This window comes from Sphingopyxis bauzanensis, from assembly GCF_002205675.1.
GTDB lineage: Bacteria > Pseudomonadota > Alphaproteobacteria > Sphingomonadales > Sphingomonadaceae > Sphingopyxis > Sphingopyxis bauzanensis.
In genome coordinates, this window is the sequence record NZ_NISK01000002.1 from 669,098 (window position 1) to 683,254 (window position 14,157).

At 63.8% G+C, this 14,157-nt stretch carries 13 protein-coding genes; 8 read left to right on the plus strand and 5 right to left on the minus strand.

Annotated features, from left to right (window positions below):
• Positions 1 to 18 precede the first annotated feature (18 nt).
• From polA to CDQ92_RS09850, 3 genes are all read left to right on the plus strand, one after another.
• The gene (gene polA / locus CDQ92_RS09840; RefSeq protein ID WP_088441181.1) at positions 19 to 2,832 is read left to right on the plus strand and encodes a DNA polymerase I; all 2,814 of its coding nucleotides are present in this window, start codon (positions 19 to 21) and stop codon (positions 2,830 to 2,832) included.
• Positions 2,829 to 3,320: a hypothetical protein gene (locus CDQ92_RS09845; RefSeq protein ID WP_088441182.1), complete on the plus strand. Its 492-nt coding sequence runs from the start codon at positions 2,829 to 2,831 to the stop codon at positions 3,318 to 3,320. Before polA ends, CDQ92_RS09845 begins: the two co-directional genes overlap by 4 nt.
• A 119-nt stretch (positions 3,321 to 3,439) precedes the next feature.
• Complete coding sequence (locus CDQ92_RS09850) at positions 3,440 to 4,114, plus strand: CDP-alcohol phosphatidyltransferase family protein (RefSeq protein ID WP_088441183.1); 675 nt, start codon at positions 3,440 to 3,442, stop codon at positions 4,112 to 4,114.
• Here CDQ92_RS09850 and CDQ92_RS09855 read toward each other — a convergent pair.
• Positions 4,111 to 5,004, minus strand: a complete 894-nt coding sequence (locus CDQ92_RS09855) for a prephenate dehydratase (RefSeq protein WP_088441184.1) — start codon at positions 5,002 to 5,004, stop codon at positions 4,111 to 4,113. The two genes, CDQ92_RS09850 and CDQ92_RS09855, sit on opposite strands and share 4 nt — an antisense overlap.
• An 87-nt stretch (positions 5,005 to 5,091) precedes the next feature.
• Complete coding sequence (locus CDQ92_RS09860) at positions 5,092 to 6,237, minus strand: ISAs1 family transposase (RefSeq protein ID WP_088441185.1); 1,146 nt, start codon at positions 6,235 to 6,237, stop codon at positions 5,092 to 5,094.
• Positions 6,238 to 6,426: 189 nt separating this feature from the next.
• On the opposite strand from CDQ92_RS09860, the gene CDQ92_RS09865 reads away from it, so the two are divergent.
• Both CDQ92_RS09865 and CDQ92_RS09870 read left to right on the plus strand, forming a co-directional pair.
• Positions 6,427 to 7,077, plus strand: a complete 651-nt coding sequence (locus tag CDQ92_RS09865) for a c-type cytochrome (RefSeq protein WP_088441186.1) — start codon at positions 6,427 to 6,429, stop codon at positions 7,075 to 7,077.
• A complete protein-coding gene (locus CDQ92_RS09870) occupies positions 7,077 to 7,508 on the plus strand; it encodes a c-type cytochrome (protein WP_088441187.1) in 432 nt (143 codons plus the stop codon). The genes CDQ92_RS09865 and CDQ92_RS09870 overlap by 1 nt, the downstream gene beginning before the upstream one ends.
• 149 nt (positions 7,509 to 7,657) lie before the next feature.
• Here CDQ92_RS09870 and CDQ92_RS09875 read toward each other — a convergent pair whose 3' ends face one another.
• The gene (locus CDQ92_RS09875) at positions 7,658 to 8,533 is read right to left on the minus strand and encodes an LOG family protein (protein ID WP_088441188.1); all 876 of its coding nucleotides are present in this window, start codon (positions 8,531 to 8,533) and stop codon (positions 7,658 to 7,660) included.
• Positions 8,534 to 8,581: 48 nt separating this feature from the next.
• Positions 8,582 to 9,283 carry an extensin family protein gene (locus CDQ92_RS09880; RefSeq protein ID WP_088441189.1) on the minus strand — a complete coding sequence of 234 codons (702 nt, stop codon included), beginning with the start codon at positions 9,281 to 9,283 and terminating at the stop codon, positions 8,582 to 8,584.
• Between the two features lie 171 nt (positions 9,284 to 9,454).
• Between CDQ92_RS09880 and CDQ92_RS09885 the strand changes: the two genes are divergently transcribed.
• The 3 genes from CDQ92_RS09885 (at position 9,455) to CDQ92_RS09895 (ending at position 13,577) form a co-directional block, all read left to right on the plus strand.
• Complete coding sequence (locus tag CDQ92_RS09885; RefSeq protein ID WP_088441190.1) at positions 9,455 to 10,582, plus strand: phosphoserine transaminase; 1,128 nt, start codon at positions 9,455 to 9,457, stop codon at positions 10,580 to 10,582.
• 85 nt (positions 10,583 to 10,667) lie between these two features.
• A complete protein-coding gene (gene serA / locus CDQ92_RS09890; RefSeq protein ID WP_088441191.1) occupies positions 10,668 to 12,254 on the plus strand; it encodes a phosphoglycerate dehydrogenase in 1,587 nt (528 codons plus the stop codon).
• A 210-nt stretch (positions 12,255 to 12,464) separates the two neighbouring features.
• Positions 12,465 to 13,577, plus strand: a complete 1,113-nt coding sequence (locus CDQ92_RS09895; protein ID WP_088441192.1) for an ATP phosphoribosyltransferase regulatory subunit — start codon at positions 12,465 to 12,467, stop codon at positions 13,575 to 13,577.
• Positions 13,578 to 13,704: 127 nt separating this feature from the next.
• Here the strand turns inward: CDQ92_RS09895 and CDQ92_RS09900 are convergent, their stop codons facing one another.
• Positions 13,705 to 14,082 (minus strand): DOPA 4,5-dioxygenase family protein, encoded by a 378-nt coding sequence (locus tag CDQ92_RS09900; protein WP_088441193.1) that lies wholly within the window; start codon positions 14,080 to 14,082, stop codon positions 13,705 to 13,707.
• Between the last annotated feature and the right edge of the window lie 75 nt (positions 14,083 to 14,157).

Sequence of the window (14,157 nt, forward strand, 5' to 3'; positions counted from 1 at the left end):
CGCTGCTACACCGCCGCCATGTCCGAGAAGAATCATCTCTATCTGGTCGATGGCTCCAGCTACATCTTCCGCGCCTATCACCGTCTGCCGCCGCTCACCAACCCGCACGGGGTGCCAGTCGGCGCGGTCTATGGCTACACGACGATGCTGTGGAAGCTCGCCAAGGATCTGCACGATGCCGACGGGCCGACCCATCTGGCGGTCATCCTCGACCACAGCAGCAAGTCGTTCCGCAACGACATCTACGATCAGTATAAGGCGAACCGCCCCGAGCCGCCCGAAGATCTGCGCCCGCAATTCCCACTGATCCGCGACGCAACGCGCGCCTTTTCGCTACCGTGCATCGAGACCGAAGGGTTTGAGGCCGACGACCTGATCGCCAGCTATACCGAGGCCGCAGTCGCCGCGGGGTGGGATGTCACGATCGTGTCGTCGGACAAGGATCTGATGCAGCTGATCCGGGAGCCCGGGGACGGCCCGCACGTCGACATGCTCGACACGATGAAAAATGTCCGGATGGGCATTGACGCGGTAAACGAGAAGTTCGGCGTCACCCCCGACCTCGTCGGCGACGTGCTCGCGCTGATGGGCGACAGCGTGGACAATGTCCCCGGCGTGCGCGGGGTCGGGCCGAAAACCGCGACCAAGCTGATCGTCGAATATGGCGATCTGGAAAAGGCGCTCGCGGGCGCCGAGACGATGAAGGTGTCAAAGCTGCGCGACAATCTGATCGAACATGCCGACATGGCGCGATTGTCGCGGGTGCTGGTCGAACTGAAGCGCGACTGTCCGCTGCCCGATGCGCTCGACGACCTGAAGCTCGGCGCGATCCCGCCGCTTCCGCTCAAGACCTTCCTCGACGAACATGGCTTTCGATCGCTGTCGGCGAAGCTCGACCTTGGCGCGACGCCGGGTGGTCCGCCGACCTTGCCGCGTACCGGAGCCGTCGCCGCCGCCGCGCCGGAAGCCGGGGCATCGACCCCGGCGCTGCCACCGATGCCCGCGATCGACCGGTCGCTCTATGAAACAGTGACGACGCTTGACGCCCTAGACCGCTGGATCGCCGACGCTAAGGCCGCGCATTTCGTCGCGGTCGATACCGAAACCGCCAGCCTCGACAGCGTCACTGGACGGCTGGTCGGGGTCAGTCTCGCGACTGCCCCGGGCAAAGCCTGTTACATCCCGCTCGGCCATGGCGGCACCGACATGTTTGCCGAAAAGCCCGAGCAGATTGCCCTGGACGCGGCGCTCGACCGGCTACGCGGCCTGTTCGCCGACGATGCGGTGCTCAAGGTGGGGCATAATCTGAAATATGACATCGGCGTGCTCGCGCAACATGGCATTACCATCGCGCCCTATGACGACACGCTGGTGATGAGCTTTGCGCTCGACGCGGGCAAGCACCAACACGGTCTCGACGAACTCGTCAAGCTCCACCTTGACCACACCTGCCTAACCTTCAAGGACATGTGCGGGACGGGTAAGTCGCAGATCAGCTTTGCCGAGGTGCAACTCGACCGCGCGACCGAATATGCCGCTGAGGATGCCGATGTCGCGCTGCGGCTGTGGAAGCTGCTCAAGCTGCGCCTGCCGATCGAGGGCGGGACGCGCGTTTACGAGATGGTCGACCGCCCGCTCGCCGCCATCGTCGAAACGATGGAACGCGCGGGGATCATGGTCGACCGCGAGTATCTCGCCAAGCTGTCGGGCGAATTCGCGACCGAGATGCTACGGACCGAGGGTGAAATCCACGCTCTCGCGGGCCAGCCGTTCGCGATCGGCAGTCCCAAGCAACTCGGCGAGATCCTGTTCGACAAACTCGGCCTCAAAGGGGGCCGCAAGGGCAAGTCGGGCGACTGGTCGACCGACCAGAACGAACTCGAACGGCTCGAACGCGACGGGGTGCCGATCGCGCGCAAGATTCTCGAATGGCGCCAGCTTGCGAAGCTGAAATCGACCTACACCGATGCGCTGCAACAACAGATTAATCCGGCAACGGGCCGCGTCCACACCAGCTACAGCCTCGTCGGAGCGCAGACCGGGCGGTTGTCGTCGACCGATCCGAACCTCCAGAACATTCCGATCCGCACCGAGACCGGCCGCCAGATCCGCGACGCCTTCATCGCCGCGCCCGGCCATGTCCTGATCGCCGCCGACTATAGCCAGATCGAGCTGCGGCTCGCGGCGCATATGGCCGATGTTCCCGAACTCAAGGAAGCGTTTGCGCAGGGACAGGACATCCACAGCGCGACCGCAATCGAGCTGTTTGGCGAAAGCAACCGCGACACGCGCGGCAAGGCGAAGACGGTCAACTTCTCGATCCTCTATGGCATCTCGCGCTGGGGACTGGCGGGGCGGCTCGAGATCACCCCCGACGAGGCGCAGGCGCTGATCGCGCGCTATTTCGAGCGGTTCCCCGGCATTTCGGACTATATCACCGACACGCTCGAACACGCGCGCGCGACGGGCTATACCGAAACGCTGTTCGGCCGCAAAACCTGGTTCCCGCGCATCAAGGCGCCCAACCAGAACGAACGCGCGGGCAGCGAGCGCGCCGCGATCAACGCGCCGATCCAGGGGACCAGCGCCGACCTGATCAAACGCGCGATGGCGCGGATGCCCGCGGCGCTCGTCGATGCGGGCCTGTCCGACGTCAAGATGCTGCTGCAGGTGCATGATGAACTGGTGTTCGAAGCCCCCACCGACAAGGCCGAAGCCGCTGGCGCGGTTATTCGCGCCGTGATGATGGGCGCCGCCGAACCGGCGCTCACGCTGTCAGTCCCGCTCGAAGTTGAAATCGGCATCGGCAAAAGCTGGGGCGAAGCGCATTGATCGCGGCCCTGCTGTTCGTCGCGGCGCTCGCTGCCGACCCCATCGCGGCGCCCGCGCGGAACGCCATAGCGGCAGTAGCGCCGATCGCCGACAGCGACCTGCGTGAATATATCGCGATTGCGGGACGCAAGGTCGCCGGGCGCCCGGTGAACGGCCCGATCGCGAGCGCCGACAAGGTGCTCTTGATCGCGCGCGACGACAAAGGCTTCCCGATAATCGCTGTCAGCACCGGTTTCCCGGCGCGCCAGTCCCTGCCCGCGCCGCCGCAAGGCACCCTCGCGGTCGTCCGACTGCGCCCGCGTTACGAAACGCCCGTTCCCGGCCCCAGCGCCAGCGATCTCGCCTTTGTCGCCGCGAACCGCCTGCCACTGTTCGTGATCGGCGAATGGGCGCGCCCCGCCCCGATGTGGGAAGTGGCGTGGGTTGACGATGCGGTCCGGTTTCGCAGCATCGGCGAGGTCGGAGAGATTGGTCCCTGGCAGGACTGACCGACGCCCCGGCACGCCATGCCGACCGCGCCACCCTTTCACCCACGCGACTTTCGCTCTATGACGATCCGATGACATTCGGCTGGCGATTATGTGACAGCCAGCAACGAAGGATTTCCATGAGCAAGTTTCAGCCCGTCGCGCAGGCGCCGGTCCGTATTCAGCAGAATATTCTCGCGCGCAGCGAACGCCGCCTCCTCAACTGGATCTGCCCGCGGCTGCCGCAATGGGTGACCCCTGACAAGCTGACCGTGCTCGGCTTTTTCGGGGCAGTGATAGTTGCGGCGGGTTATATGCTCAGCTGGCTCGACAGCGAATGGCTCGGGCTGTGCCTCGCGGGTTATGTGATCAACTGGTTCGGCGATTCGCTCGACGGCAGTCTGGCGCGTTGGCGCCAGATCGAACGGCCGAATTATGGCTATTTCGTCGATCATAGTGTCGATGCGCTCGCAACGCTGCTCATGGTCAGCGCGATCGGAATGAGCCCCTATATGCGCTTCGACGTCGCGCTGATGGCGGTGATCGGATATTTCCTGCTGTCGATCCACACTTTCATCGCCGCCAAGGTCGTCGGCGAGTTTCGCCTGTCTTATATGGCGGGCGGGCCGACCGAGCTGCGGTTGATGCTGATGGCGATGACGGTCGCGATGCCGATTATCGGCGGCGCCGACATCGGCGGCACCAATTTCTCGGTGTTCGACCTGTTCGCGCTGGTCGTTTCCAGCATCCTGGTGACGCTGTTCATTGTCCAGACGTCAGCGACCGCCCGGATGCTCCGCCGCCGCGGGGTTTAGGGGCGCAAGCGCGCCTGCGCATAGGTACCAAGCAGCCGCAGTGACTTGGTCTGGAAGTCGAGTTCCTCGAGCGCGCGATCGATCCGTTCGTCCCCCGGTGCGCCGACGATATCGGCGTAGAATTGAGTCGCGGCAAAGCTGCCGTCCGTCTGATAGCTTTCCAGCTTGGTCATGTTGACGCCATTGGTCGCAAATCCGCCGAGCGCCTTGTAGAGCGCGGCAGGGATATTCTTCACCTCGAACATGAAGGTTGTCATAACCGGGCCGGTGATCGCCCCAAAATAGGCAAGCGGTTCGCGCGCCAGCACGACGAAGCGCGTCATATTGTGATCGGCATCCTCCATACCCGTGCCGTGCAGCGTCAGCCCGTAAAGCTCCGCCGCATGCGGCGGCGCCAGCGCGGCAAGTCCAACCTCGTCGCTGTCGGCGACCCACGCCGCAGCGCCCGCGGTGTCGCTGTGCGCGACCGGCGCGATGTTGTTCGCGCGCAGCCAGTGGCGGCATTGACCCAGCGCCTGTTCATGGCTCATTGCGCGCGTCACCGGGCCAAGATCGCGGCTCATCAAGCCATAGCGGATCGGCAGGAAATGCTCGCCGACGATCGACAGCCCGGATTCGGGAAGCAGGAAGTGAATGTCGGCGACACGGCCGTGCAGGCTGTTTTCGATCGGAATGATCGCGCGGTCGACGCGGCCGTCGCGCACGGCATCAATCGCATCCTGAAAGGCATAGCATGGCAGCGGCAGCGAATTGGGATCATATTCGCGCGCCGCCAGATCGCTGTTGGCTCCGGGCGCGCCCTGAAACGCGAGCCCGCGGGCGGGCTCGGCGAGTGCCGCCACCCGCATTTCATCGACCAGATGCTGCGCCGAAGCCGAATAACTGCCCATGACTGCCTTCCCCAATTCGAGCCGCGGCGCATAGCCGCATGACCGAAGCGACGCAACCGGTCGCGATCGGCCATCAGGGGAATCGCTTCAGATTAACGGTTGTTGTTGAGTGACGAGTGTTTCGAGGTAATCGGGGTCGAGATTGGCTCGTTTTCTGCGGACTTTGAGGCTGTGTTTGTCGTTTGGATTTCGCACCAGGTTCATGGCGATGTGTTTGACGACCGCCATATTCTGGGGTCCTGATCCGGTTCGCAGTCTTGTGAGGTCGTCGTGGAAGACGACGTCGAGCACCCAGTGGAGCCGGTTTTCGATGCCCCAATGGGCGCGGACTGCGGCGGCGAAGGCTTGGGCATCGAGTTTGACAGAAGAGAGGTAATAGCGCCGTTCGGTGCTTTTGCGGCCCTCCCGTTCGACATGGTTTTCGACCATGGCGATCATCGCGAGATGGGGAAAATGGGGTTCATCAGGATAGCGACGGTCGGAAAACAGCCATTGTGTGTTGTGACAGACGCTGTGGCGGCGTTCTTCGATGCGGCCATGATCGGCGTCGGTTGTCGTGTGCGCCGACAGGGTCATATCGGTGGGCGGATCGGCAAAGAACGCCACGACATCGGCAAACAGCGCCGGACGGTTGCCCTTCAGCGCGAGCAAATAATCTCCGCCGCGCGCCACGATGGTCTCGGCAATCGCGGCCTGTGTTCCGATCGCATCGATGGTGACGAGCGCACCGGTCAGTTCCAGCCGTTCGAGCAGCAACGGGATCGCGGTGATCTCGTTGGATTTTGCGTCTACCGCTTCTTGGCCCAGCACCAGCCGCTGGCGCGACGCCCAGGCTGAAACCATGTGCAGCGGCGCGCGGCCTTTGCTCCTCGCGTGACTACGCCGCGACGTCTTGCCGTCAATCGCGATGATATCGGGTGCCTCGTCGCGCAGCGCCTCGACCCAGGTCGCAAAGCAGGTTTTGAACAGCTCGGGATCAAGCCCGTTAATGACATCATTAAGGGTGTCGTGGGCTGGTATCCCGTGCGCAAACGGCAGAAAACGGCGCAGAAAATCGAGCCGGTGCTGTCCCCACAGCCTGATCTCGACAAAATCTTCCATCCCCGAAAGCGTCGCGCACAGCACTAAAAGCAAGACCTCGCGAAGCGGATACAAAACCCGCCACTGCTCCCGGTGATCACGAAGCGCAGAAAAATGATCGAGTATCGAACGCGACGATGGCAATCCAGACATCAATGGCTCCCAGCATATGGAGCATCGTCTGAATCATAACACTTCAATCAACACCAGTCCGTTCATCTGAAGCGATTGCCCTGATCGGCCATTTCATCCCCTTGCGCCGCCGTCGCCGCACCAGTAAGGGAGCCTCCAAATCAGATACGCGTCCGGCAAGCGGGCGCCAGCTAACGGGGCTGCTAGAGCATGGACAATCGCAACAACACGATCGCTGGCTGGGTGCTTTTCGCCGGCATTTGCGCGCTGGGCCTGACCATCGGGTCGAGCATGTTGTTCGCCAGCCACAACCCGGAAAAGCCCGGTTTCCCGATCGAAGACGCCGAAGCTGGCGCCGGTACCGCAGCCGCAGTGCCGATCGCCAACCTGCTCGCCGCCGCCGATCCGGTGAAGGGTGAAGCCGTGTTCGCCAAATGCGCCGCATGCCACACCATCGCTTCGGGCGGCGCCAATGGCATCGGCCCGAATCTGTGGGGCGCGCTCGGTAAAGCGCACGGCCATGTCGCGGGCTTTGCCTATTCGGACGCGCTGAAGGGCGTTCCCGGTAACTGGACCTTCGAAGCTATGGACGCCTGGCTGGCCAGCCCGCGTAAATATGCGCCTGGGACCAAAATGTCGTTCGCGGGGCTCAGCAGCGCCGAAGATCGCGCGAATCTGATCCTGTATATGAACACGCAGGGTTCGAACCTGCCGCTGCCCGCCCCCGAAGCCGCCGCGCCCGCCGAAGGCGATGCGCCGACCGAAGGCGAAGCGGCTGCTGTCCCCGCTGAAGGCACCGCCGCGGCTCCGGCTGCCGACGCGGCCGCCGCTGCTCCCGCTCCGGCCGAAGCCAAGAAATAATGCGCATCGCGCCCGTCCTGCTGGCGGGCGCCTTTGCCCTCGCCAGCTGCGGCAAGAGCGACACCCCACCCACCGACGTCACCGCTGGCGACGCGGTCGCCGCACCTGCGGCTGTCGTTGCGCCGACCGCGGCGATGGGCGAGCAGATATTCAAACGCTGCGTCGCTTGCCACACGGTCGATAAGAGCGGCCGCAACGGCATCGGCCCCAATTTGCACGGCATCGTCGGAGCAGCGGTCGCGGCGAAGCCCGATTTTTCCTACTCAGGCGCGATGAAGGCAAAGGGTGGCGTCTGGGACGCGGCAACGCTCGACACCTATCTCGAAGCCCCCATGAAGGCGCTGCCCGGAACGCGGATGGCGTTCGCGGGGGTCATCGACGCCGCAGACCGCAAGGCGTTGATCCTGTATCTGGAAGCGCAGTCGAAGTAATTAATCCTCCCTGTGGCGAAGCCCTAGGGAGATGGCAGCGGAGAAGCCGCCGACGGAGGGGCTTTGGAACTACCGGTGCGGCCCCTCCACCACTCGCTTCGCGAGCGCCCCCTTTCCATCGCTGCGCGACAGGGAGGATCAAAGCGGCATCACCCCTCCACTTCGATATTCGCGTAAAAATCCTGAACGATCGCCCACGCCTCTTCAGCAGTCTCGACAAATTTGAACAGCCCCAGGTCGCGCGCGCTCACCACGCCCTCTTCAACCAGCGCGTCGAAATTCACCACACGTTCCCAGAACTCCTTGCCGAAGAGGACAATCGGGATCGGCTTGATCTTGCCGGTCTGAATCAGCGTCAGCAATTCGAACATTTCGTCGAACGTGCCGAACCCGCCCGGGAACACGCACACCGCGCGCGCGCGGAGCAGGAAGTGCATCTTGCGCAGCGCAAAATAGTGAAACTGGAAGCTGAGATCGGGGGTGACGAAGCGATTGGGCGCCTGTTCGTGCGGCAGCACGATGTTCAGTCCGACCGACTCCTTGCCGACGTCAGCCGCGCCGCGATTTGCCGCTTCCATGATCGACGGCCCGCCGCCCGAGCAGACGACAAAGTGGCGGCAGCCGTTTTCGTCGGGCGGCACCTGGCTCGCGAGCCGCGCCAGCTTGCGCGCCTCTTCATAATATTTCGCCTTGGCCTTCAGCCGCCGCGCGATGTTGCGCTGGACGTCATCGGTTGCTGCGGCTTCGAGCGCGTCGGCCTCAGCAGGCTCGGGAATCCGTGCCGAGCCATAGATGACCAGCATCGATTCGATTTTCGCCTCGTCGAGCAGCAATTCGGGCTTGAGCAGTTCCAGCTGGAACCGCACCGGGCGCAAATCTTCGCGCAGCAGGAATTCATTATCCTGAAACGCCAGCTTGTACGCGGCGCTCGCGGTCTGCGGGGTGGTGGTCGCCTGCTTGGCGAACTGAGCGTCATCCTTGGCTTTGTGGAAACGCGAACGATGGGGTTGTTTATCTTCTGCCATTGAACAGCGGCTAGCCGCTCAGCGTGACTTTGCCAAGACGGGCGTATCTCAGCGGCAGTAGCCGTTGCCGCTCATGTCGAAATGGAAATGATTATAGTGCGCGGCGTTATAATCCGGCCCGAGCACGGTGCCAAAACGGCGGCAGCCCGATTTGTGCAGCGCGCGGAGGAAATCCTGCGATGCCTTGTCGCCCTTCCACCCGCCGTCGAGCATGATCCGCCGTCCGTCGGCCAGCACGAAGCCGGATACGTCGACCGCGTTTGAATAGGCATGCTGCGAAAGGCGACCGGAGCGACCGCCATAGATGTTGCGGCAGCTATAGGTACCGAACGTCTCGATCTTGACGACTTCCTGCCCGAAGAATTTCCGCGCCGCGGGCTTCACCGCAAATTGCGCCCAGCCGGCAAAACTCTTCGCCAGCGGGCAGGTCATCGCGCCAAGATTGGTGGTCGGGGTGCCGATGTCGAGCAGCTTGACCGAGTCGATCGAACTGCAACCGCCACCATGATCCTGATTAGCCAGCGGGGTGAAACGTACCCCGGCCTGCTTCAGCTCGAACGCGCATTGCTGCGCTTCGGCGCTGGTAAAGGATGGCGTCGGCGCGACCTGCGGACGCTTCGGCGCGCTTGCCGTGGGGCGTTTCGGGTCGCCGCGCTTCATCACGTCGGGACTGCCGAAGCAGGCCGAAAGCGCCAGCGCTGCGGTCGCGGCGATCAGGATCCGGGGTTGCAAGACGGTCGGGATCGGCATGGCGTCAAAATACCGACAAGATGGTTAACAAGCTCTTTAGTTTTGCTTCGGCTCACCGGAAATTTCGCGCAGCCCACGCATTTTGTTTGACAGTTGCGTCCCCGACCCTAAACGCGGCGCCGGGCCACGCGGTCCCAACGCCGCGCGAGCTCTCTGCAAGGAGAGACTATAATGACTGAAGTGCCGACACCAGAATTGCGCCCTGCGCGCCCCTATTTCTCCTCCGGCCCCTGCGCAAAGCCGCCCGGATGGGATGCCTCCAAAATCGCTACCGAATCGCTCGGCCGTTCGCATCGTGCGAAGATTGGCAAGACGCGCCTCGCCTATTGCATCGACCTGATGCGCGAGATGCTGCGGCTGCCTGACACCCACCGCATCGGCATCGTGCCCGGATCCGACACCGGCGCATTCGAGATGGCGATGTGGACGATGCTCGGCGCCCGCCCCGTCACCACGCTCGCTTGGGAGAGCTTCGGTGAGGGCTGGGTCACCGATGCCGCGAAGCAACTGAAGCTCGATCCCACCGTATTCCGCGCCGATTACGGCCAGCTTTCCGATTTGACGCAGGTCGACTGGTCGAACGACGTGCTGTTCACCTGGAACGGCACCACCAGCGGTGTCCGCGTCCCCGACGGCGACTGGATCGCCGACGACCGCGAAGGGCTGAGCTTCGCCGACGCGACCAGCGCGGTGTTCGCTTACGACCTGCCGTGGGAAAAGATCGACGTCGCGACGTTCAGCTGGCAGAAAGTGCTCGGCGGCGAAGGCGGTCATGGCGTGCTGATCCTTGGTCCGCGTGCGGTCGAGCGGCTTGAGAACTACACCCCCGCCTGGCCGCTGCCCAAGGTGTTTCGCCTCGTCTCCAAGGGCGCGCTCGCCGAGGGCGTGTTTAAAGGCGAGACAATCAACACCCCATCAATGCTCGCGGTCGAGGATGCGATCTTCGCGCTCGAATGGGCGAAGTCGCTGGGTGGTCTCGACGGCCTGAAGGCACGCAGCGATGCAAACGCTGCGGCGCTCGACAAGATTGTGCAGGAGCGCGAGTGGCTGAGCCATCTCGCCGCCGATCCCGCTAGCCGGTCGAAGACCTCGGTCTGCCTGTCGGTTGCTGGCGCAGACGAGGCCTTCATCAAGAAGTTCGCCGGTCTGCTCGACAAAGAAGGCGCGGCCTACGACATCGCGGGCTATCGCGATGCCCCGCCGGGCCTACGCATCTGGTGCGGCGCGACCGTCGACACGGCCGACATCGAAGCGCTCGGGCCGTGGCTCGATTGGGCCTACGCCTCGCTTAGCGCCTGACGTCGTCCCAGCGAAGGCTGGGACCGCTATCGATCATCCCCATTCCCAACGATCCCAGCTTTCGCTGGGATGACGGAGACAGACAATGACCCAACCCAAAGTCCTCATCAGCGACAAGATGGACCCCAAAGCCGCCGCGATCTTCAAGGAGCGCGGCATCGACGTCGACGTCGTCACCGGCAAGACCATGAACGAGCTGATCGCGATGATCGGCGAATATGACGGTCTCGCGATCCGCTCGGCCACCAAGGTGACCGCCGACGTCCTCGCCGCCGCGACCAACCTGAAGGTCGTCGGCCGCGCCGGGATCGGCGTCGACAATGTCGACATTCCAGCTGCATCGGCCAAGGGCGTGGTCGTGATGAACACGCCGTTCGGCAACAGCATCACCACCGCTGAACATGCCATCGCAATGATGTTCGCCCTCGCCCGCCAGATTCCGGAAGCCAACGCCGGAACGCAGGCGGGCAAATGGCCGAAGAACGATTTCATGGGCGTCGAACTGACCTCGAAGACGCTCGGCCTCATCGGCTGCGGCAACATCGGCAGCATCGTCGCCGAGCGTGCCCTTGGCCTCAAGATGAAGGTCGTCGCCTTCGACCCCTTCCTGACCCCCGAACGTGCGATCGAACTCGGCGTCGAAAAGGCCGATCTCGATACCTTGCTCGCCAAGGCCGATTTCATCACGCTGCACACGCCGCTGACCGACCAGACGCGCAACATCCTGTCGGCCGAGAATATCGCCAAGGCAAAGAAGGGTGTGCGGATCATAAACTGCGCGCGCGGCGGCTTGATCGACGAAGCGGCGCTCAAGGATGCGCTGGAGTCGGGCCAGGTTGCGGGTGCCGCACTCGACGTGTTTGCGCAGGAACCGCCGGCCGCCGACCATCCGCTGTTCAGCGCACCGAACTTCATCTGCACGCCGCATCTGGGCGCCTCGACCGACGAGGCGCAGGTCAATGTCGCGATCCAAGTGGCGGAGCAGATCAGCGATTACCTCCTCACCGGCGGCATCACCAACGCGCTCAACGTGCCCAGCCTGTCGGCAGAGGAAGCGCCGAAGCTGCGCCCCTATATGAGCCTCGCCGAAAAGCTCGGCAGCCTCGTTGGTCAGCTCGCCCACGACAACCTCACCACGATCTCGGTCGAAGTCGAGGGTGCGGCTGCCGAGCTGAACCTCAAGCCGATCACCGCCGCGGTGCTCACCGGCCTGATGCGCCGATATTCGGACAGCGTGAACATGGTCAACGCCCCGCACCTCGCGCGCGAGCGCGGGCTCGACGTCCGCGAAGTGCGGCATGACCGCGACGGCGACTACCACACGCTCGTCCGCGTCACCGTGGCGACCGAACAGGGCGACCGCTCGGTCGCGGGCACCTTGTTCAGCAACGGCGACCCGCGCCTCGTCGAAATGTTCGGAATCAAGGTCGAGGCCGATCTTGACGGCCACATGCTCTATATCGTCAACGAGGATGCGCCGGGCTTTATCGGCCGCATCGGCACCGCGCTCGGTGAAGCCGGGCTCAACATCGGCACCTTCCACCTCGGCCGCCGCGCCGCGGGGGGCGAAGCGGTGCTGCTTTTGAGCCTCGACTCGCCGATGCCGGAACCACTACTGTGGCAAGTTTGCCAACTTCCGGGGGTGAAGACGGTCAAGGGTTTGAAGTTCTGACGCCTGACCACCTTCTCCCATTGGGAGAAGGATATGCAGCCTTGCCGCGAAGCGGCTCGGCGGAGTTGGATGAGGGGTTGTGCCTAATCGTAGGTGCACAGCCCCTCACCACTGCGACTAGGCGGCAAGCCAATAGTCTCGTTTCCCCTCCCATTGGGACAGGATTGGCGATGCTTCCAATTGCGCGTCATTATCACTAAGGCCGCATCAATGCCCAAAGCCCCTGCCCTGCTGCCTGAAGGCCTGCGCGACCGCCTCCCCCAACAGGCCGAGGCCGCATCGCGCGTCACCCGCGCGCTCGTCGACGCGATGCGCGCGCACGGCTATGGCCGCGTCTCGCCGCCGCTTGCCGAGTTTCGCGAAACGTTGGGCGGCGATGACGATCGCACCGCTCGCGATCTGCTGCGTTTCACCGATCCGGTATCGCAGCGCACCCTCGCGTTGCGTCCCGATATCACCCGGCAGGTCGGCCGCATCGCAACGTCGCTGCTCGCCCAAGCTCCGCGCCCGCTCCGCCTTTGTTATGCCGGACAGGTCGTCAAACTGCGCGCCAGCCAGCTTCGTCCGGCACGCGAGATGCTCCAGGTCGGCGCCGAACTGATCGGCAGCGACAGTGTCGCCGCAGCGCGTGAGATCGTCGGCGTCGCGATCGACGCGCTCGAAGCCGCAGGCATCGGTCCTGTCACGATAGATTTCACCCTGCCCGACGTCGTCGACCTGCTGGCGAACGGACCGCTGCCGGTCGATGCCGACATCCAGCAGCTCCGCGACGAGCTCGACGCCAAGGACGCCGGCGCGCTCACCCGGATCGGCGCCGCGGCCTACCTGCCGCTGCTCAGCGCCACCGGTCCCTTCGATCAGGCGATTGCTGACCTACGCGCCTTCGACACATCGGGCGTACTTACCGCGCGCATCGACGCGCTGGAAGCAATTGCGGCGCCGGTTCGCGACCGCGTGACGCTGACACTCGACCCCACCGAGCGTCACGGCTTTGCCTATCAAAGCTGGTTCGGTTTCCAGATCTTCGTTCCCGGCCAGGGCGACGCGGTCGGGCGCGGCGGCGGCTATGCGATTCCGGTCGGCGAACAGGAAGAGGCCGCGGTCGGTTTTTCGCTCTATCCCGATCCATTGATCGACGCGGGGCTCGGCGCAGAAGACGACAGCGATCGCCGCATTTTTCTCCCGCTGGGTCATGATCCGGCGCTCGCGGCGAGCCTGCGCGCCGACGACTGGCAGACGGTGGCGGCGCTGTCCGACGCCGACGATGCTGGGGCATTGGGTTGTGGGTGGCGGCTCGGCGCCGATGGGCCGGTCGCGGTCTGAAGACTGACGAATTTTATTTCCGTTCATGTCGCGCGTGGTCGAGACGCCGGGAAGGCGTGCGCGCCGATGGGCATCTCGACCACGCTCGATGCGAACGGGATTAGTTACCAACCGACATGCTGAAAATCTAAAAATCCGAAATCCCGAACCGCGGCACCCCCTGATTAATCCCCGGCGGATCGAGCACGGTCACGTCGAGCACAACCGGCTCGCCAATCCATCGCGCCAGCGTCGTATGGTCGGCCAGATCATCATCGGTCAGCGGGTGCACCAGCGCGCGCAGGCCGGTCGCCTCGATAGCCGCCACCACCGCGGCCTGCGAACGCGCCAAAAAATGCACCTCATACTGCGCAATCGGATGCGGCCCCGCCGCGCCGTCGGTCATCGCGCCAACGAAAAGGATCGCGGGATCATCCGAAAAATCGTCGCGCAGCGCCGCCGCAGCGGGCCGTTCGGCCGGGTTGTAATAGATATGGGCGTGATAAGGGGCGTCGGGTTTGGTCATGCTGACACAGCTTTCTCTTGTCTCTTCACCCCGGTTTGACCTGGGGTCCAAGCAACTAACGAGGTGGTGGACTGC